We start from the raw sequence: 21,365 nt of genomic DNA, 5'->3' as shown, positions 1-21,365 counted from the left end.
GTGAGGGGTCTTTTTTTTTATTTAAATTATTCCCTTTAAATTTTCGCGGGTTACTTTTCTTTTGATTGAGTTGAAACTCTCGCTGGTTGCGCTTCCGCACTGAAATTTTATTACGAAATCCTTTGGCGTGGAAGCATCTACCGTACCACCGCCTATTAAGTCCCAAACACGAGCGTTCTGACCGCTTTTTGATGTTCCGTAGCCGTGGGCGGCAAAGGTGCGCGTCTCGTCGTCACTTTCGGTAAAATCAACGTCAAATTCAAATCTCGCAAAGGCTTGTTGCGTTGTAGCTATTCCAGTCAATGGCAGTTCGCACACCATTACTCCATCTGCAAAAAGTGCCACATTTCCTATTGGACTTCCATTCTTCGTATAATTTCCATAGACAAAAAACTTTAAGGAACTTCCTACTACCATATCTTCTGGTTGAATAGAAAACACCTCGGAAATATCTTGGTACGATGTTCCCGTTGCATTTATAAGTCCAGTAGAACCATCCGTTACTATTTTTTGGAAAATAATTCTTTCGGTTAAATTGGTAGCTGAAATTTTTTCCGCCAAAGCATCTTCCAGTCCCGCGATTTGCGCAATAGTATGTAAATGCCCAAGCAACGAATATCGCCCATCCAATGAAACGGTAATGATTGCACCCTCCGAAGTAACCGCACGAAGAACGCCATCATTTCCTAAATTAAAGGATAACGTGTTTAAAACATCATCGGGGAATTCCTCGCCGCCATTATCTAAAAAAGAAGCGGTGAGCGTGGTGCCATCCTCACGCGTGATGGTAATGGTTTTATTAGTATCGCCGGTAATACTTATCGCATTTATTTTTTTAGCAAACGCTTCCTGCCATTGGTCGGAGTTGCCTGCGCCCGAAAAGTATTTTCCTTTTAGAATAGCATTGTTATTAGCCAATATTTTTAAAACATCGTCATTTCCAAAAAAACCTATTCCGTAATAATTTTGATCGTTTCCAGATGAAAAAAATGCAAATTGCATAACCGCACGGTTATTTAAAGAAGCTGATTTGCCGATACTTTGAAATATACGACTGTTATTTGGAGCGTTAGGGGCAATGAAATTGGACATACCTAAATAGGAGCTCACCGCTTCATTATACGTATCAAAAACAGAATCAGCGCCAACAGCATTTCCTCTTACAATTACTTTTCCTTTAACCACCTGTGAAGTTTCCCCAGTTTTTTTCAACCTATTCGCCAAAGCATCCGCAATATCTCCACTTTCCACCATTTCAGCTTCGGTTTTGTTGGCTACTTTATCCAGTCCCACGGCGGCTTTTGTAAGCGTAAAACTGCTTAGTACATTGCCTGCCGTATCTTTTAGTTGTATTTCTTGCCCAACAAGCGCAATACTCGCCGCCAGATTGCTTACAAAGGCACTTACTGGAATTTCAGAAAGCACCTCGCCCGCATCATTCTGAAGCTCCAGTTTTTCGGTAGCTTCATTATAGAAAAAAGTTGTGCCCTCGTTGTTTAAGAAGCCAACAGGTAAAACTGACAGTACATTGCCGTTTTGGTCCAGTACAGAAATCGTCGCGTTTGCTTGGTCTGCTACTAGAGATATATTGGTGAGACTTGAAGCGGCGGCGGTTGGCTGGTCGGTAATATCCTTAAACATATAATCAAAAGCTTCCAGCACTTCTGGATCTTCGCCCAGATCATCGCCGCCGTAGTTGCCCGCGGGCGCATCAAAAATATAGCGTTTGCTCACGCTTTCGCCCTCAATGGTCTGGGTGGCGGTAACGTATAAAAATGTTTTTTGCATCCAAGGAAAGCCATCGCCATCGCCTTGGTTAAACACATCTTCAATAGCTTCTGTGCCAATATTTCCCAATGGTACTACCAGTTGGTTCAATTCATTTTCAAGAAAGATTTCAACCTTGCCCAAGGGAATAATATCGCCCGCACCAATTTCCAGATTTGAGGCTTCGGGGATTTCGGTAACGTTTCTGTTCAATAAATAAAACCGTTGCTCCAGCGTGTAGTTTTCTTCGTCACCAATTAGCTTTATGGTATAAAACTGCATTTTCTGGCCCGCATCGCAGGACCAGGGAGCGTGCGCCAGAATAGCATCTGCTATTACGCCCAAAGGCTGTTGTGCCAGCTGCACATCTGTAAGCGGCAAAAAATAATTTTTAAAATGAATATCTGGCGCAGGCGCGGGTTTTGAGCCAAAGCCATTGTAGGCATTGTTAAACCACAAATACGGCCGCATTGCGGAAATATCTATATACCATACTTTGTCCACTCCCGTGGCTGGAAATGCAAGGCGGTTGGCGTACAATAGTATTTGGTCCGTTGGGTTCTGTATCTGCCATTGTTCATCAATAAACCGTGCAATTTCAATAGCGTTTCCGCTTCCCGTTGTGATGATGGCAAAGGCATTATCTGCCGTAGGCTGTGGCACTGCGGCCGTAACTGCGCCCAGCGATGCAAAAACGCCCTCAAAGTCGGCGTGGTCGAGCCTTGCCAGATTATCCAATATTGTGGCGTGGTCTTCCAAAATGACGCCCGCCTCCTGGAAATCTTCCGCAGTGGCTTGCGTGGCACGGTTGATAACCGGATTCACGTTTGTTTTGTTCTTAAAAAGATCGCTTGGGCGTTGTGCGGACATTCTTTAATGAATAATTATTAATGAATAATGAATACTTGTTGGCAATTTCCGTTAGTTGTGGTTTTTAAAAAAGGACATTCTTTTGGTTGATGGTTGATGGTTGATGGTTGATAGTTGATGGTTGTTGGTTTTAAAGGCTTAATGTACTTTTTGTGTTGTAGGCTGGGCTTGGGGTGGGTTTGGCCTCGCGTAAATGGTAGGCAATGAATGTTTGCGGGAATGCGGTAAGGTGCGCGATCAGTTTGCGTAAATAGGCATTGCCTTCTTCATTCTTTACCCGGCTTAAATGATCGATTGCCGCATCTGGAAGGCTGTTCTTTTTTTCGCCCGGAACTTCTGATGTGGCCACAAATAGCCCTTGTGGTGTAAATTCAAAAATGCCTTCATTGGTAATGCTGGCAATGGTAAGCGCCACCTGTGCGGCTTGTGCCAAATACAATGCCTTTTTGGCTTCTTCGTTTGCTTCGGCTTTTATTTGTATTGTAGTAGCCTCGCCCAATACTTCATTAAAGAATTGCTGTTCTACCTTGCGCAGGTGTGGTTTTAACTTTAAGAAGGTTTGGCGACTGTTTTCAATATTGAAATATTTTTGGAAATCTTGCGTTTTGCGCACATAAAATTCACGGAAAACGGTGTAGCCGTCTTCTTCTACCCAATCTGCGAAATCATTTGGGTTGGCTTCCATTATTGCCAAAGCTTCATCAATTGCTTCATTGCCGGTATTTAACAATGAACGGCGCAAATCCTTAATTTGCCACCAATCTGCAGGGGTGCTGTTTTGGTTTTGGCTGATGTGAAAGCCATTATCTGATACTTGAATGATGCCCACAAAGGTGTAGGCGAGCATTGCGAGGTTGCTAGATGCTTCCTGCAGCAACTCCAATACCTCCAAAGGCTTGCCCGCATCGGGTGGGGTTTCGGTGTAATCTTCATACATTCCTCGGCCGGTTACGGGCTTGATGTGCTTGCGCTCGGCTTTTTTGATGTATGGTAATACGAGATCAAAATCAAAATCGAAGTTGATTGTTACGTGCTTTTTGAAGGTGGCTAAATCGTTTAATAATGTGGACATTTGGATTGTTTGATTTTTAGATTGTTGGATTTTTAGACAATTCTTCAATTTCTATATAGCCATTGCTTAGTTGTTGGTTGATGGTTGTTGGTTGATAGCTACTTCTTCTATTTCAATATATCCTTTAGTGTCATTTATTTCCTTTCCTTCTTGGATCGCCTTGTCTATTTCATCGGCAGCTTCTTTTCGTTTTTCCTTTCTTTGGGCAGAAGTAAATCCTGCCCATTCGATGCCGTATTTTTCTATGAAGTAGGCGTCTGCTATGTATATAATGTATTTCTTCATAATCAACTTATAGGTTTATTTAGGTCTCGACTGCGCTCGACCTGACATTAAAATTTATTTTCAGTTCCGGTTGGGTTTTTGTCCAGGGTTGTTAATTCGGTTACGGCAAAATCGCCTTCCAAAGTGGCATCCCAACCATTGTAATCGCGTAGGGTGCGCCATATTTCCAAGGTGGTTTCGCGCTTGGTTTTCATTAGGGCATTTAAAATGCTCAATGCTTCGCGCTTGTTGCTGCCGCCGTTGCCGTTTAGCTTGTTGCCGGGTATGCCTACGCCCATCAAAACCGGGTCTGCACCAATGGCACCCATAATTTCGGCATTACCACCACTGGCATCTAAAAGCATTGTACCATCGCTATTGGTTTTGGTTTCCAGCGGCACTACTTCAATTCCTTTTACCCATTTTCCTTCGCGGTCCTTAAATACGGTGGTCTGTATGGATTTGCCCGCATTGGCATTGCCGGAAAGATGGTTGTCTATAGCATCGGAAAGGGCTTGGCGGATTTCCTTTTTCTTATCGAGGGTATATTTTTGCCAGTCGTCGCCATAGGTCTTCACAAAATATTCATCACTGATGTACACCATAAATTTGATGTTCAACTGGTTTTTGGCATACGATTTTTTGAAGTCCGGAATGTTGTTTACCACTTCCATCCACCCATTTTTATACACGGAATGGTGGTCTGCTTCCGGATAGTAGATTTCATCCAGCATTGGATAAAATATTGGCATCACGAATTTGTGGAACTTATTTTTCTTGCAGTATTCCTTAATTTCTTCCGCGGAAGCGTATATATCTACCACGGGAATTTTCTGTACGTATTCGCTTTTTACGTCTGTTCCGGATTGCCAATTATGGCAGAAATAGGCGTTTTCGATCAGACCCGTTTTTGGGTTAATCAGCTCATAGCGCATTTTGGCGGTTGGCTGGTTGCGAAGCGAAACCACCTTGCTGAAATCGTTGCTGAGAATGTATTCCGGAAACGCGATATTCCACGTTTCCAAGTTATTTATTACTTCAGTCCAAACGCGTGGCATCTTGCTCCGGTTGAAAAAATGCAGGATGTCTGGTTGGCTGGAAAGCGGCACCACGCTTTTGTCTTCCTTGCCGTCATCGGTCTGGTCTGTTCTATTCAGTCGGAAACCCTGGCCGTAGTGAGCGGCCTTCATGAGGCGGTAACTTGTTCCACCTGCCCCATTTTTGCGTAGGGTTTCCAAGAAGTTTTGGGGATAACGGTTGTCATCGCCCCATAATGCTATTTTATTATTTCCTTTTTCCTCTGGCTTTATGACTGTGTGGCTTTCCTTGCTATCAGAAAAATGTACTGCGGTGGTGCCGCCCTTGCCAAAATATAAGTGCTGTGAATGCTGTGTTGCCATTAGTAGATTACGGTTTTTCCATTGAAACGGATGATGTGCTTGATGTGGATTTTCTTGATGCTTCCATCTTCCAAGCGGATGTTTCGGGTCTTGTTTTTAAAGTGATTGGGGCTTTTTTTGAAGGTTTCCCTTTTTTCTGAAGGAAGCATCTGCAACGCTTTGATGCCAAGTGGATCCAAAGGCGTTTCCTCCATTACCAGCTTGGCATTTTCATAATGGTACATCTTGCCGCCCGTTTTGCTGTTTTTATTAAGGCTACGCACGGACATATTGAACTTAATGGCACGGCCTTCTTTATTTGGGGTGCGCATTTCTTCTAGGACATCATTTAGATATACGGTTTGCTGCATAGAGCGAATTTGAGGCTGTTTGGATTTCTAAAAAAGGACACGGATTTTGGTTGCTGGTTGCTAGTTGCTAGTTGCTGGTTTGTGTGTCCTTTTTTGGGGTTTGTGAATGGTGCAATTTTGATGGAAAATGAACGATTTTGAGTGAAGTTAGTTTGGCTACTGAAGGGCGCGATACGCATTTTGAGAATGTGCTGGCCTTTTACCTAGATGATAAGCGCACGGAAGAACAGAAACTGGCGCTTCTTTCCCCTTTTGAAATAGAACTAAAAAAACGCTGGGAAGCGGCTTTCCAGATGATGCTGGAATTTCGCAGCCAAGAGGATGCCGTGAAGAAGCTTGTAGCTGTTTTTGGCGTGAGCAAGGCCACGGCATACCGCGATGTGAAGCGTACGGAAATGCTATTTGGCAGTTTTAAGCGGTTTGATAAGGAAGCGTGGCGGTACATACAAATTGAGCGCAAACACAAGTATTTGCAGATTGCTTTGAAGGAAAAGAATATGGAAATGGTGTACAAATTTGACCAGGCAATTGATAAGTTGCTTGGGTTGGATAAGGAGGATAGCCCTATTGATCTGGATAAGATTGCAAGCCAAAATTATGATATTATAATCAGCAACAAGCAGGCGCGGCTTATTAAGATGATACACGCGCAGGGTGGGGTTGTAAATATGAATGTTCGCGATACCATAGATATTGATTTTGAGGAATTGAAAAATAAAGATGAGGACGAGCAGGAATAGGAAAATAACGCTCAATCTCGCCCAGATTGTTGCTATTACCGCTACCCAGAAAATTAAATATCTGGAATGGGGACGTGGAACTGGTAAGAGTACCATTCTCGCCTATTTTATGTTGATGATGGCAAAATATATGCCCCGCGCCACTTTTATCTTGGTGGGGTGTACGTATGCGCAGGTACTCAGTAACACACTTAAATCTACCAAAAAGGCGCTGGAATTTTTCGGGATTTATGAGGATATTGATTATGTGGTGGGCAGTAGCCAAGGCCGTAGGCTAGGGTATAAAATGCCGTATGAGAAGCCGAATAATTGGAATAATATTATTCATTTTAGTAATGGTACGGTATTTCAATTGGTTGGCTTGGATAACCCTAATAGTAGTAATGGGGGTCGTGGTATTAATTCTTCTGGAATATTGGCAGATGAAGCTGCTTTGTTGGATGATGAAAAGCTGGCGATTAACGTAAAGAACACGAACCGGGCGATTGCCAAGAGCGCCATTCACGGTGATAATCCTTATTTGCTTTCAGAAACTTATGTGAGTTCTACACCACTTACCAAGAAAGGGGCGTGGTTTTTAAAGGGTGAGGAATTAGCAAAGCGGAAGCCAGAGGATATTTTCTTTCATTCTGCTACTGCTCATTGGAATCTTGATAATGTGCGGGCGGATTACTTCGAATATATGAAAGATAGCTACAGCAGCGAATTGGTGTACAATGCCGAGATGCTGAACATCCGTCCCAAGGAAATAGCAGACGGCTTTTACCCACAACTTACCGAGGACCATTATTATACCAACTTTGACAATGATTATCTGGAAGGGATTCCTCTTACTGATTTGAGTGGGAATGTATTCAATAGCAAGCAGGATAGTGATGTTATAAAGAGTGATCCTTTGATTATTTCAGTGGATTGGGGTGCAAACATAAATGCTATGACTGTACATCAATTGCAGGACGATACTTGGTTTGTGTTAAAAGAATTCTTTGTGAAGAGCCCGAAGATACTTGATGATCTATTTATTGAGCAGTTTGCGCCATACTATCGCACCCACACGTGCAGGGACCTATATATGTACTATGACCGTACCGGTAACAACAGAATAGCCAACTCAAAGCTAACCTTTGCCGAGCAAGCTAAGGAGTTACTGCAAAAGCTGGGATGGAACGTGTATCTGATGACCACCGGTGCAAATCCAGATTATGTTTTGAAGTTTAGACTTATCAACTCAGCACTTAAATATGACGGCAAAAAGAATTTGCCGAAGATTCGTATCAATAAAGCGAACTGCCCAAACCTTATTATATCAATGGAGCATGCCGAGGCTTATGATCGTGGACGTGGCCTAGAGAAAGATAAACGGCCAGAGCAACGTAAGGGAGTGGAGCAGGAGCACGCCACACACCTTAGTGACACCTTTGACTATCCATTCTTTGCAATGTTCTGGGATCAATTCAATGGCAGTTCCGTAAAGCAAGAAGACCTACCAATATCAACTTTTTAGCCCAAGGCCAGACCCCGTTTCATATTTCGCTGAAAAATGGGGTGGCAAAAGTCATATCGTTATAGGTCACGGCGGTTTAACAGGGCGAGAATTTGAAAAAATCTTTTACGATTCCAAATGTTAAAAAATTGAATAACAGAATATTAACTAAATATTTTTGAGAATGAAAATAGATTATAGCGAAGAAATCCGGAATTTCCTTAAAAACAACTTTGAGCCAGTGCTTTCAGAGGCGCACGAAAACGAAGAAACTTTAAAAAAATCTTTATCATCAATTCACTCAATGTTGGTGTCTATATTACCTCGTGATTGGGTAGTCGAAAGCGAAGTTTACGAAGCGTTAACTGAATTAGGTTTCAAAAGTTTTTACTTTGAAAGTGAGCCTGTGACTAAAAAAAATGAAGAAGGAGAAACAGTCGTGGTATTTGAAGGATGGAAAGGATTTGCCTATTTCCTCCAGCCAATCAATTAAGCAGATCCTGAATTTTACGCAGGTTTATTTCGTCCTGGTGCAATGATTTTTCGGTTCGGTTTATCTGTTGTAATATTTTTCGGTGTTCAATTTTATCGGTTTCCTTTTCGGCGGCAGCTTGCCATTTCGAAATTCTTTTTTTCTTTTTTGAAATCTGGCTTTTCAAATTCCGGCGCTTGCGGTCCAGCTCCAAGGGTTCAAGTTTTGAAAAGTCCTCAGAGGCTTTTACGGGCAGTTTTGTCTTGTAAAGCTGCCAATGCTCCAGTTCTTTCCAAATTGTGTCTTTCTGCTCATCCAATTCCTCTATTTGAAGCATTAATGACAATGCCTCGTTTTCTTTTTCGTCTGGAAGATCGTTCAATTGAAATTTCAGATCACACATATCGTAGAATAGATCCTTGGCCTTTCGGAAACGCTCCTTTAATTCTGGTGGAAGTTCGCCGTATCTTATTTTTTGGAAGTAACTTTTGGCAGCCAATTCCTTTAAATGTGCGCGTTCTGATTCTTGTTGCCCAATATTTTCCACTCTTGGGGCGGGTTTGGGCGGTGGAGGAATCGTTTTTGGTTTTTCCGGTGCTGGGCATTCGTTTTTTATCATGCGAAGCTCACGGATAAGCGTAGCCATATTCCGGTCGCTTTTTCCTTGCTCCAGCACTCGTAATATTCTGTTCTTGGCTGATGGATGCGCCGCGTAGAGCGATACACCTATTCTGTAGTCTTGATTTTTAAACCAATCTATTATTTCCATAAGCGAATATCATTTTTTCTTATTAATGGCAAAAGGACATAAAAAAACCACCCCGAATTGCAGGGGTGGTTTTTGGCTAAGTCAAACTAATTTAAGAGAGAGAACCGGGGTCCGCATGCCGTCTAATACTATCATTACTATTAGAACAATTAGAATTAGAAGGGGGTTTGTTTATATTATGAATAAATCCTGTACCGTGCCTATCATAACCATCTTGATAGTATAATATCTTCAGGGGGTTAGGGCTTGAATAATGGGCTTTGGTTCCAGATGTTTTTAAAGCGACATCGTTAACGCTGTCGGTACTTCCAATTGAAAGAACCATTACTTGAATTTGCACTGCTTTTGCAGCTACTACACTTACCATATCAGCGTGGCGTTCCACGGCAACCTGGTCTTTCGAATTTTGGATCGGGTCGGCTGTAGTAGCACCGAATCCCGTGAATGCTATCATCAGAATCGCAATCAGAAAAATCCCAGCTTTCGCTTTCATAAAGTTTTTCATTTGTTTGGTTTTTTGGTTTAGCTAATCATTAAGCGTTAGGTTTGTTTTCTTCAAAGCCTTTTAATTTTGTCTCGGCAATTCTTTCAACGTTTGGGCTGTCCGTCAACTGCAGAAGCATTTTAACTTCATCAGTTGTCTGGGCATTTTGTACCAATTTTGCAACATCCTTTACCAGTAATTTTTGCTTTTTCAGAAAAGGAAGCGTGTTTTCATTGGTAGATATCCACGGGAACACGCCTCGTTTTAGCCTGTAAATGGCAAGTAATTTCTCATCACTTACAGGCTGAAAGGCATTGACCTTCCCAATATTTGGGATGTCGTAATTACCAGGCTTTATGTTGAACGGTTTGCTCACGGATTAGGGTGCTGGAACTGGAAACTCCTCAATGGTTGCTGCGTAGTGCGGAGCCATATATGCAAGGGTATCCGTTATCTTGATTGTGGTTGTTTTTGGATCACCAGCTTTTTGTCCGCTGGTAGCTGTAATCTCAGACATATATGCTGGAGATAAAGCGCTTCCCAATTGGCGAACTGCACCATCTTTTTCCTTCACGATAAAAATCATAGGCATATTCTTGTACTTGCGCACATAACCTACCACTTTTGGTCCAGTTCCCGGAAGAGCTCCAGTCAATGAATTACCAATTGAAAGATTTCCTTTTTCACCAGCGTGCGTGCTTTCAATCAATCCTGTATCTGGATTGATGTAAATTTTGTGAAAACCGCGACCTTCTTTGAAGGTGTGCGCCGTTGCAATGGTACCGATGCTATCCAAGTCTGTACCGTCCGCAATATTTGGCGGGGCGACAATAGTTTCAAAATCTGAAACAGCGGCACCGTACACGCCTGTTTCACTTACTCCAGCTGCTACTTCAATAGTAGGGCAAAAGTCAAGGTTTTCTAATGGAATGGGATCAACACATTCTGCCATGGTCTTAGTATTTTTGGGTTAAAAATGAACTGTTGCCAAACGCGAGCTCTGAAATAATATCTTCGCTCTGAAGGATTTCATCCTGCGTCATAGAACGCCCATCGATATTTATTTTTTTAGGGGCGTTTGGTTTAAAGTACCATTCACGGCCTTGTTTGTCTTTATAGACTTTAGGCTTTTTTGATTTTTCAGAATCGGCATCACGGCGCTTTACTTCTGCATCGATTGCTTCCTGAAGCTCTTCGATGGTCTGTAAGCTAGCGTAATCAAGACCAAGGTCTTTGGCTGTTTGATTAAGTGAGATGCGTATTTTCTGGGCGGCGGCGTCTTTAACGCTATCAATTGCATTTGAAGCAATCAAATCGTCAGCGGATTCATTTTTTAATGCTTCCGTAACCACTTTCTGGTCTGCAGCTTTGTTTTCAGATTCCGATGATTCCAATTTTTTCTCTGCTGCTTCAATAGCATCCTTCAGCTGTGCATTGGTTGCCAATTTTCCTTCTGCGGCATCGTTGAGAGCCTGGACATCTATTCCAAGCTCTTCACAACGCGCAGTTAACTGTTCTTTGTTCATTTAACTAGTTTTATGGTTCTACGGTTACGCCTTCAATATCAAAATAAGATTGATTGCGGTCTGCGGATCCAAGTCCGTACGTGGCGTCTTCATAGTTTGAAATGAAAACCATTTCATTGATCAAGAAGTCATACCCTTTCCAGAATTCCATAAAGATTTTCAATTTATAATCTTGCTTCTGGATATCGGTTACTTTTGGCTCATCGAATACATCAATCAATCTACGGAAGTTGTTTTCCGTGGTGGCGAAGATTAGATCGCTATCCCATCCTGGCAATCCAACGATTTCACGTTTGCCCAATCGGGTTTTCATTACGTCATTATTGAATTTACTTTCGCCAAATTTATCTTCGTAATCCAATTGATAACGCTCCACGTTATTCTCGGACATAAAGATTTTTTTGATGATGCCTTTTTTCTTGAACTTGGTAGGCAACTTACGCTCAAAAGTTGTGACCTGCGCCACCATATTTGTGTCAGTAAGCGCATTCATAGGAATTTTGAATGCCGTGTGCGAGTCTGCGGGGTTGGCAGCTGCCACATCTGCACCTAACATATTCTGAAGGATGATGTCGATTCCGTTCATTGAAAAACCGAATTCTTCTAGTTTCAATGGGTCATAAACACCGTTGATTGAAAGCCAATCCATATTTTCAATGGTTTTGGGTATCAATTCGTTTTCAATGATATACTTTGAAATAGGCATATCCTTCATATCCTTGTCCTCAGCATACAGATCTGCGAAATAGCTATGTAGGATTTCTGCGGGAATCAGCGGAAAGTTTACCTTTTGGTGGTAATCTTTAAGGATTTTATGTGCGATTTGGGCTTTTCCCAACTCGTTCCATTCAGGCTTAAAGCCCTGCACTACGTTGGTAAGCAAGGTATGCGCCTGTGGGTAGGCTCCCTTTATTTTGGTAATGGGCTTGGTGTGTTTGTCCAAAGTAATTTCCGCGCGGTTCATTGAAGCGGAAATAAGCTTTGGATTGTTCGCCAAGTAAGTGTTTAACTCCTTTTGAACATCATCAATAAGAATGGTTTCGTTTGCCATGGTTATTTTTTAATTTGATTGTAGATTGAGTTATTGAAATTCAAATACCCGTGGGCGGAATTTGTAGGTTCTTCTGCGCCGGCACCTGTGTGGCTTGCACCAGGTTTGCCGTTAAGCACGTTAATTTGTGCATTCAGGGCGGTTGCAATAGCTGTAGCATCTGCATTTTCTGCAAGGTTTTCAACACCTGCTAGCGTGGCAGCAGCTTTTAATGCATTTACGGCGGCAACGGATGCATCTTTTTCAGATTGCAATGCCGTAGCGTGGTCCGTAATGGCTTTTGCTAGATTTGCTTCTGCAGTTGCTTGCGCATCGGTGGCATTTTTTAATGCAGTGGCATTTTGCGCCAATGTATTTTCGATGGTCGCTTTTTGGTCTTCGTTAAGGAAGCTACCATTGTCATTTGTGGCCAATGGAGTTTCAAGACCAAGCGCGGCCTGCAGTTGTGGGTAACTGTTAGGTTTGCTCATTGTATTATTTGGGTTTTGATTTTCGGTAGGATAGGAAAAAGCCATCGCGGCATATTTGCGGAACATTTGCTCTTGGCTCATGTTCTTTACATTCTTTGGAACGTTTTTGGCTTTCTTCTCAATCAACTCATCATAAAAGCCTTCTTCTAAAGATTCAGCGGCCGTGAACCAGTTATCTTTATAGTTCAGATATTTTTCAGCAACTTCAGCGGCAGTGATTCCCAATTTTTCTTCCAGAATGGTTCCAAGCGATCTATCAAAAACTTCAGCAGCTTTCAATTGCTCTTCAACTTCCATTTTATTGCCATAATAAATGGAGCTGGTGTTGTGGACCATAAAAGTGGAATTCTTGAAACTCTTGATCGTGTCTCCAGATAAAAGGATCAATGATGCCATTGATGCGCAAAGTCCATCATTGTAAGTAATGATGTTTTTTTCTGAAGCATACAGAAGGTTGTGGATTGCTTGGCCTTCAAAAATGTAACCGCCGGGAGAATTGATGCGTACGTGGATGGTATCGGCAATATTTTCAACCGCCTTAAACTCTTCACGAAATTTATCCGCAGTATTTATATACTCAAAAGTATCCCAATCAAAACCACCAATTACTCCATAGATATAAATGGTGGCCTCGCGGGCAGCTTCGTTTTTTACAACCTTAAAATAGGGTTGGGGTTCTTTGCTCATTAATACTGTGCTTCGGGTTACTTTTTCTCGAAGTACAATATTATTTCGGTTGGGAATTTATAAAAAGGACACCGTTATAATGTTCCAGCCAAGGTAAATGCGAGGTGTGGGATGTCTGGCATAATATTGTTTACCGTGAAGTATTTTGCAGCTCCATAACCGGAGCCGCCCATTTCTATCTGATACCCTTTAATGCCTGCGGGATTGTTTGCGTGCAGTTCATCATAGGTAAAAAGCAAAGGAAATGCCTGAGTACCGTAAAGATGCTGCGCGTGCTGTTTTATCAATAAGGCAATTACCAATTTATTGTTATAGGTTTCCAGCAAATCTTTGATGGCTCGATCCATTGGGAGTAATGGGAATGAGATTTTGGTATCGTAAATTTTATTTGAGTTTTTCAACTTAGTATCATTGCGCACACTGAATTTTTCTGGCAATAACGGTATATCCATTGCCTGCACCGTCTCCGGAAGATTATTCAGAATAAAAAGTATATCGGTATTTAAATGCAGATCGCTGAAGGCGGGTATCTGGGAAATTTCAATTATCCGGATTTTTGCAAAAGTGTCGTAATTAAAATCTGTGTGGATGTTACAAAGGTCTGTTATCATAATTGCGAAAATAAAAGGGACAAATTGTGAAACTTCTCAAATTGTCCCCGAAGTTGATGTAAGGTTTAAGTTGTTTTCCAACTGATCTTTTTTTCTTTTGAAATCCCGGTACAAAGTATCCATTTTTATATCTTCCTCATCTATCTGGTAAACATCCAGCAACGTGCGCATACTTTTAAGGAAAAGTTTTTTATCCAGGGATTTTACAATGATCATGTGCGCATAAAGCTCTTCCCGAAACATCTTATCAATCTGGGCATTGAATAGCTGGGCGGTGGCAGGAGTTATGTGCATACCGTTTTTCTCGTAATAGCTTTCTGATATATCTACTTTAAAGATTTTACGGAAATCATTCTTTTGGGGGCGCACGTCTTGATTTCTTCCTAGAAGAGAAAGGATAACACTTCCCATAAAAGTGGCACGGCTAGCCTTAATATGGTCTGTGCCGCAGCGCGTTTTTAAATATTTGTAGACGTGATCTGCTACAGGAATGTTGTGGGTTATGGAATAATCTTGGGGCATTTTAACAGGGATTTTTCAAATATAGTTAAAAAATCCTGTGGGAAAATAACTGTTATCGCTATTTATTAAATAGATTTTAATAATCGTATTGTAAAATTTGCTCTTTTAAAATTTCAGTATTGCTGTGCAAATACATTTCTGTTGTGGTTATTTTTTTGTGGCCTAAAAGTTCTTGAATGAATTTTATCCCTACACCTTTTATGTGTAAATGTGTTGCTCGGCTATGTCTAAGGTCGTGTGGACGTATTTTTCTATGGATTCCATTTCTTAAGCAATTCACTTTTACGATTTTCTGAATACTTCCGGCGGAATATTTTAAACTATCCTGACCATTGAACAGATACTCTGTGGGCTTGTATGCTGAGTAATATTTTCTGAGGAGTTTTATAGTATTCTGGGGCAACGGCACCATTCTGTCTCTGGCCCCCTTGCTTTGCCGTATATGGATAACGCCATCTTTACGGATGTCCGTAATTTTTAAATTCAAAACCTCACTGGTGCGCAAGGCTCCAAAATACTGTAAATTTATTAGTGAATGATGTTTTAGATTGACTATATTTTCTGTAATCTTGGCGGCTTCATCCATACTTAAAATATTTGGAATGTACTGTTCTCTTTTGGGATTGGGTATTCCTTTCATTTTATGTGCTTCGTTAAGCACTCCTTTGTACAGATGGGAAATAGCTCCTTTTCGCTGTTCTCTGGTTCTGGTTCCTTCTTTAAACAGGATAAATTTGATTATATTCTTTTTGGACACCGCAGATGGTTTTTGATTGCAGTATTGTAAAAAACTGGCTACAATAGGGGTGTAGACCTCAATAGTCTTACTAGCTTTATTTGCCATCTGAAGATAATCCACATATTCTTGGATGTCTATTTTTCTCATAATATTAATTTTAAGCGTTAGTATTTTAAAAAGGTGTGTTTAGCGGGTAGTTGTACACTATATACTTGCAAATGGACATTTACGAAGTTGCACGCAAGCCATATAATCTTTGCTTACATATCCGCATTTAGATTTACCTCCTTCTAATTTGCAAGTAAACAGTTCACTTTGTTGTACAACACCAGATATAGGTAAATTTAAAACCTTACCTAGTGCGTCATCAATCTTATCAGACATTGGTTGTCTTTCTCCGCTACCTGCTTCAATATCTTCAAGTCCATTCTTGAAGTATTCTAGTATCTCTATTAATTCAGTTTGTAATTGCTTATTCATATCTTTAAATCGGTTTTAAATCAACCCATATCCACGCACGTTGTAGGCAACTGCCTTGCTACTTTTAACAATCGCATTGTTCCCAACCATTATCTGTTACTCCACCACCATTACCGCTACATTCAGGGCAAGGCAACTGTTCGCTTCGCCCTACAACATCGGGTATAGAGCAGTTTTTTACTACTATTCCTTGTTTATTAAAATGCTCGGTTAATTGTTCAAGCATTTGAGGGGTTCCATCATACCACCTTGCATCGTTTATTACTTTAGCCCAAAGCTCTTTTTCTTCTGTTGTCATTATATTAAAATTAGTGTTTCAAATCCGTAAAAAACCGACTCCATACCCACGGGCGTTATGCCCTATACTTGGACACAACTTCGTAGTAACCATCAGATGTATTCATTAATCGGTATTCTCTTCCTGTATCAACGTGTTTAAATGTTACTTTGTGTGGACTAAATTTTGCGCCTGTTTTTTCCACTTTTATAACGCTGTAATCGCCTTTGAATATGTAATCACCTTCTAAATTCATTGGGTGTTTGGAGCGCAAAAGGCACACGTCTCCGATTTGTAATTCGGAAAGAGAAAGTACAGGGCATAACACTGTATTGCCAAAAGTGGGGCTGACGTTTTTCAATTTATCTTCTGTATTCATATTAAACTTTTGTTTTTCAATTAAACTTCGGTGGTACTATGCCCCACCATCGGCAATACTTCAACGTTCTACTTAATTAGCCAACTAAGCAGAACTTGCACTTAGTGATAACTGTCGTTCCAGTCTATATCATCATCTTCATCATCAAAACATTGATCTGCCAGAAAATAGGCAATGGCAATGATGGCTATCAAGAGAAGAATGATTTTCATTACACGGCCTCTATAAGTTCAAAATATTCTACCAATGCCGCGTGATGGGCTTCAAACAACTTCTTGGCGGTTGTAACCTCTACACTATTGCCTATAAACTTTTTCTTGTCTGTTTGGTTTCCTACCAGTTCATAACCTTTAGGAAATCCTTGAATGCGCAATAGCTCTTCCACCATCAGCATCCGCATCTTTATATCCACAATGCCGTAGGCGGCCATAAACTGCTTAATCTTCACCATTGTTTCGGTATCATCTTCGTAAATGGGAATCGCAAAACTTTCTGCAGACGTATCACAAATAACCAAACCAAGTGGCTTTTTGTCTTGTCGGGCAATTATAGCCGGACACGGTTTTTCTACCGAATTGCCAGGGTTTTTGTATTGCGGGTTAAAAAGAAATGTATTGATAAGATTATGCTTATCGTTTCCCACAATAGTTCCTGCAGGATAATCGACTGATCTAACCTTCTGGCCAGACGAATAATTCATCATGAAATATTCAACCCTTGCAAATCGATCTTTGGTAGAAACAGTTGGGCAAGGTTCATTTTCAGAATGTGCGCCTCCATTTCCGTAATAACTTTGAAGAAATGAAACATTTGTCAATCCTAATCTTCCCTGTACAGCTACTGTTGGGCACGGTTCATTTACTGATGGTGGTATATGTTTTCCTGTCTTTCCATTAATGCTATTATATTTCAAAAGAAAATTGCAACCCACCAAAGCTTGATTGGATCCGTTTGTTAAGATAGTTCCCGCTGGACCTTCCACAGAAACTACTTTGCCCCAAGGCCGACCGCTAAAGTTTTTCTGAATAAAACTTTCATCACCATTTGCAACAAACTTTAAAAGTCCAGCATAAATGCGCTTTAATGTATTTTCTACTAATGGTTTTTTTCGGTTGAAAATTGAAATTCCTTCTTCTTGAAAATTCAAAACTTCCTTAACCGCTTTCCATTTTTTAAAAGGTGCTTTTTCTTTTTCTGGATGTTTGGCGTGCGTTTGTCGGGGCCAGTGAATTGGCAGATCATTCTTTGCGAATTGTGCAAAGTATCTTTTTCTTGAAGTGTAGGCTCCAAAGTCTGCCGCATTCAATAAACGGTAATCAAACTCAAAGCCACGGCTTTTTACGGCATCCACCCATTTTATATAATCTTCGCCTCTTTTCTTGGAAACCGGTTTACCTTTTTCATCAAGAGGCCCCCAGCTCATAAATTCCTCTACATTCTCAATCATTAAATAATCCGGATTAAGCACATCCAAGTACATAAACAAATGATTGGCAAGCGTACGACTATCGGCATCACGTGGCAACCCACCTTTTGCTTTGCTAAAATTGGTACACTCCAAACTTGCCCAAATGGTAATGATGCAATCTGGGTAAATTTTGCGCAGCGCATCCACGCGAAGTTTCAGGAAAAAAACTACTTCCGGGTTACGGATATCTTCTATAAAATGCTTTGCCCACGGGTGATTGCGCCTGTGGCTCTCGATGGCTTTGGCATCGTGATTAACGCAAGCTGTTACCGTGGTATCACAGTTTGCTAGGTGGATACCAGTACTCGTGCCGCCGGCACCGCAGAAAAGGTCTATTACAAATTCTTTCATCTATTGATTTTTAAGCGTTAGTTTTAATTAAAAATGGTTTCCTGTCCGTTTCTTTCCAAGAGCGTATTTACACAGTGTCCGCAACAATGGGAAAATTTTTTTTTACTTCCCAAATAAACATCACTAGGGCTGTGGTGAAATTGCCTTTTGCAACGATCACAATTGTAAGTGCCATAATCTGCACTGAAGGAGTTCTGAAAAAAATGAAGGTGAATCCTGTAGGCGGTTTCAAATTTGTCTTTCTTGGCCTGTTTGTATTTTGCCTGTTTTTCAATGTATTCTTTTGCATCGAACTCCCAGAAATGTCTTCCCCATCCAAATTTTTTCGGATATACCAAAGAAGAAAAAAGCTCTCTGCATCTTTGGCATAAATCATTATAAAGTCTATACTTTTTATAATGATTTTCTCTGATATCCTGATTTCTGGCCCGTTGATATTTTCGCCTATAATATTCCGCTTTATGTGCAAAATTTTTATTTAGCACAAAAAGGATTGAGATTTTATCAGTATTGTCTTTTTTCATTTTTAAGCGTTAGTTTTAATATTCAGTGCGTTTATTAAATAGCTTTCCGCAGCGCACGCAACGGTCTGCAAGTATTTCCACATTTACGCTGCCGCCAAGCACTTTAATGTGCTTTGTTTTATGGCGGCAGAAAATGCGGGTGATGTTCATTAATTTTTATCTTCCTTGTTGAAATACGCCAGATAGTAATACATCTGCTTTTCTTCATCCCAACCTTTTTCTAGATACTTGGCGCTGTTCACCGTACCTTTTGCCACCTTTATAGTTATCCCAGTATCTAGGCTAATCTCGCTCTTGATACGTTTTCTGGCTTCGGAAACGCTTTCATTTGAAATATCGAAATCGGTGATGCCATCCAGTTGGTATTTGCCTGCGCGTTCGGTTTTGTAGTGGGAAAACTCATTGTTCAAATCTTCGCCCAGATCCATTTCGGCCAGAAATTCATCTTCGCTGAAAAAATCACTTTTTGCAAAGTGGTTTACCGCTTTATTTATGAAAGCCACTTCTTCCATTTTATCCGTAGCCGGGAGCACGACATCCTTTCCAAAATCCTGGCAGAATTTTAGATATTTCTTGGTGTAGAAGCTGCTGTCTTCCAGTTCTTCCAAGCCAAGGAAATTATCGATCCAATATTTGGTGTCGTATTTATTGGAATCAAAATGTAGAACTTTGCGCTGGCCTGCATCGATATCGTTAATGATAATAGCTCCTTTATCCAACTTATTGAGGTTTACCCCTTGCTTCAGAATTACGTCCAAGTGGTTTTCCTTTTTTTCAAATTCAATGAAATCGTACTTCATTTCACTTTTGAAAATGCCGATGCCATCATAACTTCTATCTTCCATCTGGATGTTTTTAAGAAAAGCGATATACACTTCCCCACTCTTGATGTGCGGGTGGTTTCCACAATCGTATAAAAGTTGGGTGATTTCTTTGGAAATGGCTTTATCGTCAATAAAGGATAAGTCATCGCGGATTATTTCAGGTTCCGATAATGCCTCTCGAAGTTTTGAATCTTCCGAAAACTTAAATAGCTGGTCTGCTTTTTCGCGAAATGGTTTGAAGAAAAATTCCTTTAAAATGGGCCGCAGCTCATCATTGACTTTGTAAGGTTCCTTACTGATGAATAACTCCTCATTTCGGGAGCGGTTGCCTACTTTGTGGATAAATAGGGTTTCGATGGTTGTTGCAAATAAATTGATCATAGTTTTAAATTTTAAGCGTTAGTAATTGTTTTAATATTCTTGATTTTTTCATTGAAGGGAAGCGCGTATTTATCGAAAAAATATCTTTTCTGTTTTGGAGGAGCAAGTTTCAATCCTATAGATATTAAAGCACGTTCAATTGTGCTGAAACCCTCAAATTGTTTTTCGTGAAAAAGACTGGCGCAAGCATAAATTGCTTGGTATCCAGAAAACGCTGCATAGAACGAATCACATTTAGAAATTCTGAATTCGCTAGGGATACCTCTATAAAAACCCATCCACGTTACTATAAATTTATCGGATGAATAATATTCACCGCTTAGATGGGAAAATTGTTTGTCAACCTCTCCAGCATCCAATATTTTTTGAATTTTCAAATATGCTTTTTTCCTTGAGTCAGCTATTTGCTTATTGTTTTTGGATTTCATTTTACTTTTAAATTTTACTGTTTAAACTGAATTCTTCCTGGTCTTCGGTTCTTGGCAATAGGCTGTAAAGCTCCATTGTCAATCTGCGTAATTGTGCGGCCTCGCGCACATATTTTTCCTCGTTGAGGGATTGGCTGTAATTCTGGAAAGCATCTTTAAGCACAAAAGCGGTGTGCAACTCCATTTTTATTTTTGGTGCCTTGGGCTTGTTGGGATTGATCAGCTTTTTTAAAAGGCTGTACCTAAACTCATCCAGAATGCTTTTGTGCACGTGCTGCGCACTTTTGTTCTGCAGATAAATCAATCGCTCCAACGTTTTTGCATAATGCTCCCCGGCATTGGCTATGGGTCCAAGGTCATCACTGCTTTTTGTTTGTAGAGTGATTTTCATACTTCAGAAAATTCAAAAACTGGGATTTTATCACCTTCTTCGCTTATCACCTCGGTTTCGTGTATCTGAAGAAGTCCTCCAAGTGTCCATTTACACCCTCTTTTTTCAACCCATCTTCCTATGCAGCTGTAATAAAATTTTTTAGTCGGTTCTTCAATTTTTGCATCAATAAATTCTTGTAATGTTTGGGATTCGCCACAAGAAGGGCATTTGAATTTCCATTTTTTTACATCTTTTCCAAACTTTGGTTCTGCTTCTGATCTCCATTCCTGAAGTGTTAATGTTTTTCTTGACATAATTTTAAATTTTAAGCGTTAGTATTAATTTTCTGCAAACGCCGGTTGGCTTGGGTCTGCGTTGTTATAAAATAGCATCTTATTTACATTGGGCTCGCCGTATTTTTTAATCACACGGTCACCCATTTTTAGAGCAATGGCATCTAGGCCCGCAAGCTTCTGGTCTTCCTTTATGAAGCTGTACCATACCTTGCTTTCATCGTTTTTTAGGTACACTACCATTTTTACACGGCTGCACTTCGGGCAGCTGTTTTTGGAATGCTGGCATTTGTCTAATTTTTTGTTCATT

At 40.6% G+C, this 21,365-nt stretch carries 29 protein-coding genes; 3 read left to right on the top strand and 26 right to left on the bottom strand.

The annotated features are described in order from the left end of the window. Nucleotides 1–21 precede the first annotated feature (21 nt). The 5 genes from KIV10_RS05600 to KIV10_RS05580 form a co-directional block, all read right to left on the bottom strand. Nucleotides 22–2,637 carry a hypothetical protein gene (locus KIV10_RS05600; protein ID WP_214112502.1) on the bottom strand — a complete coding sequence of 872 codons (2,616 nt, stop codon included), beginning with the start codon at nt 2,635–2,637 and terminating at the stop codon, nt 22–24. 130 nt (nt 2,638–2,767) lie between these two features. Further along, entirely contained in the window at nt 2,768–3,709 is a 942-nt protein-coding gene (locus KIV10_RS05595) for a DUF6712 family protein (protein WP_214112501.1), read from the bottom strand. 66 nt (nt 3,710–3,775) lie between these two features. Continuing rightward, complete coding sequence (locus tag KIV10_RS05590; RefSeq protein ID WP_214112500.1) at nt 3,776–3,994, bottom strand: hypothetical protein; 219 nt, start codon at nt 3,992–3,994, stop codon at nt 3,776–3,778. 47 nt (nt 3,995–4,041) lie between these two features. After that, nucleotides 4,042–5,373 (bottom strand): hypothetical protein, encoded by a 1,332-nt coding sequence (locus KIV10_RS05585; RefSeq protein ID WP_214112499.1) that lies wholly within the window; start codon nt 5,371–5,373, stop codon nt 4,042–4,044. Further along, entirely contained in the window at nt 5,373–5,723 is a 351-nt protein-coding gene (locus KIV10_RS05580; protein ID WP_214112498.1) for a hypothetical protein, read from the bottom strand. The genes KIV10_RS05585 and KIV10_RS05580 overlap by 1 nt, the downstream gene beginning before the upstream one ends. A 137-nt stretch (nt 5,724–5,860) precedes the next feature. Between KIV10_RS05580 and KIV10_RS05575 the strand changes: the two genes are divergently transcribed. The 3 genes from KIV10_RS05575 to KIV10_RS05565 all read left to right on the top strand — a co-directional run bounded on the left by KIV10_RS05575 (nt 5,861) and on the right by KIV10_RS05565 (nt 8,439). Beyond that, nucleotides 5,861–6,463: a hypothetical protein gene (locus KIV10_RS05575; RefSeq protein WP_214112497.1), complete on the top strand. Its 603-nt coding sequence runs from the start codon at nt 5,861–5,863 to the stop codon at nt 6,461–6,463. Further along, nucleotides 6,444–7,967 carry a terminase large subunit domain-containing protein gene (locus KIV10_RS05570; RefSeq protein WP_214112496.1) on the top strand — a complete coding sequence of 508 codons (1,524 nt, stop codon included), beginning with the start codon at nt 6,444–6,446 and terminating at the stop codon, nt 7,965–7,967. The genes KIV10_RS05575 and KIV10_RS05570 overlap by 20 nt, the downstream gene beginning before the upstream one ends. Nucleotides 7,968–8,130: 163 nt before the next feature. Next, nucleotides 8,131–8,439: a hypothetical protein gene (locus KIV10_RS05565; protein WP_214112495.1), complete on the top strand. Its 309-nt coding sequence runs from the start codon at nt 8,131–8,133 to the stop codon at nt 8,437–8,439. Here KIV10_RS05565 and KIV10_RS05560 read toward each other — a convergent pair. From KIV10_RS05560 to KIV10_RS05465, 21 genes are all read right to left on the bottom strand, one after another. Continuing rightward, on the bottom strand, nt 8,432–9,187 hold the full coding sequence (locus tag KIV10_RS05560) for a hypothetical protein (protein ID WP_214112494.1): 756 nt from the start codon (nt 9,185–9,187) through the stop codon (nt 8,432–8,434). The two genes, KIV10_RS05565 and KIV10_RS05560, sit on opposite strands and share 8 nt — an antisense overlap. Nucleotides 9,188–9,278: 91 nt before the next feature. Beyond that, nucleotides 9,279–9,692 carry a hypothetical protein gene (locus KIV10_RS05555; RefSeq protein ID WP_214112493.1) on the bottom strand — a complete coding sequence of 138 codons (414 nt, stop codon included), beginning with the start codon at nt 9,690–9,692 and terminating at the stop codon, nt 9,279–9,281. Between the two features lie 28 nt (nt 9,693–9,720). Next, the gene (locus tag KIV10_RS05550) at nt 9,721–10,047 is read right to left on the bottom strand and encodes a hypothetical protein (RefSeq protein WP_214112492.1); all 327 of its coding nucleotides are present in this window, start codon (nt 10,045–10,047) and stop codon (nt 9,721–9,723) included. Nucleotides 10,048–10,050: 3 nt separating this feature from the next. Then, nucleotides 10,051–10,623: a hypothetical protein gene (locus KIV10_RS05545; RefSeq protein ID WP_214112491.1), complete on the bottom strand. Its 573-nt coding sequence runs from the start codon at nt 10,621–10,623 to the stop codon at nt 10,051–10,053. A 4-nt stretch (nt 10,624–10,627) separates the two neighbouring features. Continuing rightward, the gene (locus tag KIV10_RS05540) at nt 10,628–11,197 is read right to left on the bottom strand and encodes a hypothetical protein (RefSeq protein ID WP_214112490.1); all 570 of its coding nucleotides are present in this window, start codon (nt 11,195–11,197) and stop codon (nt 10,628–10,630) included. A 10-nt stretch (nt 11,198–11,207) separates the two neighbouring features. After that, nucleotides 11,208–12,248 (bottom strand): hypothetical protein, encoded by a 1,041-nt coding sequence (locus KIV10_RS05535; RefSeq protein ID WP_214112489.1) that lies wholly within the window; start codon nt 12,246–12,248, stop codon nt 11,208–11,210. Nucleotides 12,249–12,250: 2 nt separating this feature from the next. Then, nucleotides 12,251–13,405, bottom strand: coding sequence for a head maturation protease, ClpP-related (locus KIV10_RS05530; protein ID WP_214112488.1), 1,155 nt, complete (start codon nt 13,403–13,405; stop codon nt 12,251–12,253). Between the two features lie 74 nt (nt 13,406–13,479). Next, nucleotides 13,480–14,016 carry a hypothetical protein gene (locus KIV10_RS05525; protein ID WP_214112487.1) on the bottom strand — a complete coding sequence of 179 codons (537 nt, stop codon included), beginning with the start codon at nt 14,014–14,016 and terminating at the stop codon, nt 13,480–13,482. A 36-nt stretch (nt 14,017–14,052) separates the two neighbouring features. Next, nucleotides 14,053–14,538, bottom strand: coding sequence for a hypothetical protein (locus tag KIV10_RS05520; RefSeq protein WP_214112486.1), 486 nt, complete (start codon nt 14,536–14,538; stop codon nt 14,053–14,055). A gap of 76 nt (nt 14,539–14,614) precedes the next feature. Next, complete coding sequence (locus KIV10_RS05515; protein ID WP_214112485.1) at nt 14,615–15,424, bottom strand: tyrosine-type recombinase/integrase; 810 nt, start codon at nt 15,422–15,424, stop codon at nt 14,615–14,617. A gap of 57 nt (nt 15,425–15,481) precedes the next feature. Then, nucleotides 15,482–15,757 carry a hypothetical protein gene (locus tag KIV10_RS05510; protein ID WP_214112484.1) on the bottom strand — a complete coding sequence of 92 codons (276 nt, stop codon included), beginning with the start codon at nt 15,755–15,757 and terminating at the stop codon, nt 15,482–15,484. Between the two features lie 64 nt (nt 15,758–15,821). Further along, nucleotides 15,822–16,055, bottom strand: a complete 234-nt coding sequence (locus KIV10_RS05505) for a hypothetical protein (protein WP_214112483.1) — start codon at nt 16,053–16,055, stop codon at nt 15,822–15,824. Nucleotides 16,056–16,110: 55 nt separating this feature from the next. Next, nucleotides 16,111–16,413 carry a hypothetical protein gene (locus KIV10_RS05500; RefSeq protein ID WP_214112482.1) on the bottom strand — a complete coding sequence of 101 codons (303 nt, stop codon included), beginning with the start codon at nt 16,411–16,413 and terminating at the stop codon, nt 16,111–16,113. A 211-nt stretch (nt 16,414–16,624) separates the two neighbouring features. Next, nucleotides 16,625–18,232, bottom strand: coding sequence for a DNA cytosine methyltransferase (locus tag KIV10_RS05495; RefSeq protein WP_214112481.1), 1,608 nt, complete (start codon nt 18,230–18,232; stop codon nt 16,625–16,627). 23 nt (nt 18,233–18,255) lie between these two features. After that, entirely contained in the window at nt 18,256–18,756 is a 501-nt protein-coding gene (locus tag KIV10_RS05490) for a hypothetical protein (protein WP_214112480.1), read from the bottom strand. 15 nt (nt 18,757–18,771) lie between these two features. Next, on the bottom strand, nt 18,772–18,906 hold the full coding sequence (locus KIV10_RS13990; protein WP_262898406.1) for a hypothetical protein: 135 nt from the start codon (nt 18,904–18,906) through the stop codon (nt 18,772–18,774). Then, nucleotides 18,906–19,961, bottom strand: coding sequence for a nucleoid-associated protein (locus KIV10_RS05485; RefSeq protein WP_214112479.1), 1,056 nt, complete (start codon nt 19,959–19,961; stop codon nt 18,906–18,908). Before KIV10_RS05485 ends, KIV10_RS13990 begins: the two co-directional genes overlap by 1 nt. Before the next feature lie 11 nt (nt 19,962–19,972). Beyond that, entirely contained in the window at nt 19,973–20,389 is a 417-nt protein-coding gene (locus tag KIV10_RS05480; protein WP_214112478.1) for a hypothetical protein, read from the bottom strand. Between the two features lie 7 nt (nt 20,390–20,396). Continuing rightward, nucleotides 20,397–20,780: a hypothetical protein gene (locus KIV10_RS05475; protein ID WP_214112477.1), complete on the bottom strand. Its 384-nt coding sequence runs from the start codon at nt 20,778–20,780 to the stop codon at nt 20,397–20,399. Then, nucleotides 20,777–21,076: a VVA0879 family protein gene (locus tag KIV10_RS05470; protein ID WP_214112476.1), complete on the bottom strand. Its 300-nt coding sequence runs from the start codon at nt 21,074–21,076 to the stop codon at nt 20,777–20,779. Before KIV10_RS05470 ends, KIV10_RS05475 begins: the two co-directional genes overlap by 4 nt. 24 nt (nt 21,077–21,100) lie before the next feature. Then, on the bottom strand, nt 21,101–21,364 hold the full coding sequence (locus KIV10_RS05465) for a hypothetical protein (protein WP_214112475.1): 264 nt from the start codon (nt 21,362–21,364) through the stop codon (nt 21,101–21,103). Between the last annotated feature and the right edge of the window lies 1 nt (nt 21,365).

It is taken from the genome of Aequorivita echinoideorum (assembly GCF_018476645.1).
Lineage (GTDB): Bacteria > Bacteroidota > Bacteroidia > Flavobacteriales > Flavobacteriaceae > Aequorivita > Aequorivita echinoideorum.
This window is presented reverse-complemented; position numbering and strand designations above follow the sequence as displayed.

What these genes read in the sequence shown, in the direction of transcription:
- KIV10_RS05560 (WP_214112494.1), bottom strand. Translation starts at nt 9,187, where the DNA reads ATGGAAATAATAGATTGGTTTAAAAATCAAGACTACAGAATAGGTGTA.
- KIV10_RS05580 (WP_214112498.1), bottom strand. Translation starts at nt 5,723, where the DNA reads ATGCAGCAAACCGTATATCTAAATGATGTCCTAGAAGAAATGCGCACC.
- KIV10_RS05530 (WP_214112488.1), bottom strand. Translation starts at nt 13,405, where the DNA reads ATGAGCAAAGAACCCCAACCCTATTTTAAGGTTGTAAAAAACGAAGCT.
- KIV10_RS05590 (WP_214112500.1), bottom strand. Translation starts at nt 3,994, where the DNA reads ATGAAGAAATACATTATATACATAGCAGACGCCTACTTCATAGAAAAA.
- KIV10_RS05480 (WP_214112478.1), bottom strand. Translation starts at nt 20,389, where the DNA reads ATGAAATCCAAAAACAATAAGCAAATAGCTGACTCAAGGAAAAAAGCA.
- KIV10_RS05485 (WP_214112479.1), bottom strand. Translation starts at nt 19,961, where the DNA reads ATGATCAATTTATTTGCAACAACCATCGAAACCCTATTTATCCACAAA.
- KIV10_RS05570 (WP_214112496.1), top strand. Translation starts at nt 6,444, where the DNA reads ATGAGGACGAGCAGGAATAGGAAAATAACGCTCAATCTCGCCCAGATT.
- KIV10_RS05535 (WP_214112489.1), bottom strand. Translation starts at nt 12,248, where the DNA reads ATGGCAAACGAAACCATTCTTATTGATGATGTTCAAAAGGAGTTAAAC.
- KIV10_RS05475 (WP_214112477.1), bottom strand. Translation starts at nt 20,780, where the DNA reads ATGAAAATCACTCTACAAACAAAAAGCAGTGATGACCTTGGACCCATA.
- KIV10_RS05525 (WP_214112487.1), bottom strand. Translation starts at nt 14,016, where the DNA reads ATGATAACAGACCTTTGTAACATCCACACAGATTTTAATTACGACACT.
- KIV10_RS05585 (WP_214112499.1), bottom strand. Translation starts at nt 5,373, where the DNA reads ATGGCAACACAGCATTCACAGCACTTATATTTTGGCAAGGGCGGCACC.
- KIV10_RS05465 (WP_214112475.1), bottom strand. Translation starts at nt 21,364, where the DNA reads ATGAACAAAAAATTAGACAAATGCCAGCATTCCAAAAACAGCTGCCCG.
- KIV10_RS05520 (WP_214112486.1), bottom strand. Translation starts at nt 14,538, where the DNA reads ATGCCCCAAGATTATTCCATAACCCACAACATTCCTGTAGCAGATCAC.
- KIV10_RS05500 (WP_214112482.1), bottom strand. Translation starts at nt 16,413, where the DNA reads ATGAATACAGAAGATAAATTGAAAAACGTCAGCCCCACTTTTGGCAAT.
- KIV10_RS05595 (WP_214112501.1), bottom strand. Translation starts at nt 3,709, where the DNA reads ATGTCCACATTATTAAACGATTTAGCCACCTTCAAAAAGCACGTAACA.
- KIV10_RS05510 (WP_214112484.1), bottom strand. Translation starts at nt 15,757, where the DNA reads ATGAATAAGCAATTACAAACTGAATTAATAGAGATACTAGAATACTTC.
- KIV10_RS05490 (WP_214112480.1), bottom strand. Translation starts at nt 18,756, where the DNA reads ATGAAAAAAGACAATACTGATAAAATCTCAATCCTTTTTGTGCTAAAT.
- KIV10_RS05555 (WP_214112493.1), bottom strand. Translation starts at nt 9,692, where the DNA reads ATGAAAAACTTTATGAAAGCGAAAGCTGGGATTTTTCTGATTGCGATT.
- KIV10_RS05545 (WP_214112491.1), bottom strand. Translation starts at nt 10,623, where the DNA reads ATGGCAGAATGTGTTGATCCCATTCCATTAGAAAACCTTGACTTTTGC.
- KIV10_RS05495 (WP_214112481.1), bottom strand. Translation starts at nt 18,232, where the DNA reads ATGAAAGAATTTGTAATAGACCTTTTCTGCGGTGCCGGCGGCACGAGT.
- KIV10_RS05565 (WP_214112495.1), top strand. Translation starts at nt 8,131, where the DNA reads ATGAAAATAGATTATAGCGAAGAAATCCGGAATTTCCTTAAAAACAAC.
- KIV10_RS05505 (WP_214112483.1), bottom strand. Translation starts at nt 16,055, where the DNA reads ATGACAACAGAAGAAAAAGAGCTTTGGGCTAAAGTAATAAACGATGCA.
- KIV10_RS05540 (WP_214112490.1), bottom strand. Translation starts at nt 11,197, where the DNA reads ATGAACAAAGAACAGTTAACTGCGCGTTGTGAAGAGCTTGGAATAGAT.
- KIV10_RS05600 (WP_214112502.1), bottom strand. Translation starts at nt 2,637, where the DNA reads ATGTCCGCACAACGCCCAAGCGATCTTTTTAAGAACAAAACAAACGTG.
- KIV10_RS05515 (WP_214112485.1), bottom strand. Translation starts at nt 15,424, where the DNA reads ATGAGAAAAATAGACATCCAAGAATATGTGGATTATCTTCAGATGGCA.
- KIV10_RS05470 (WP_214112476.1), bottom strand. Translation starts at nt 21,076, where the DNA reads ATGTCAAGAAAAACATTAACACTTCAGGAATGGAGATCAGAAGCAGAA.
- KIV10_RS13990 (WP_262898406.1), bottom strand. Translation starts at nt 18,906, where the DNA reads ATGAACATCACCCGCATTTTCTGCCGCCATAAAACAAAGCACATTAAA.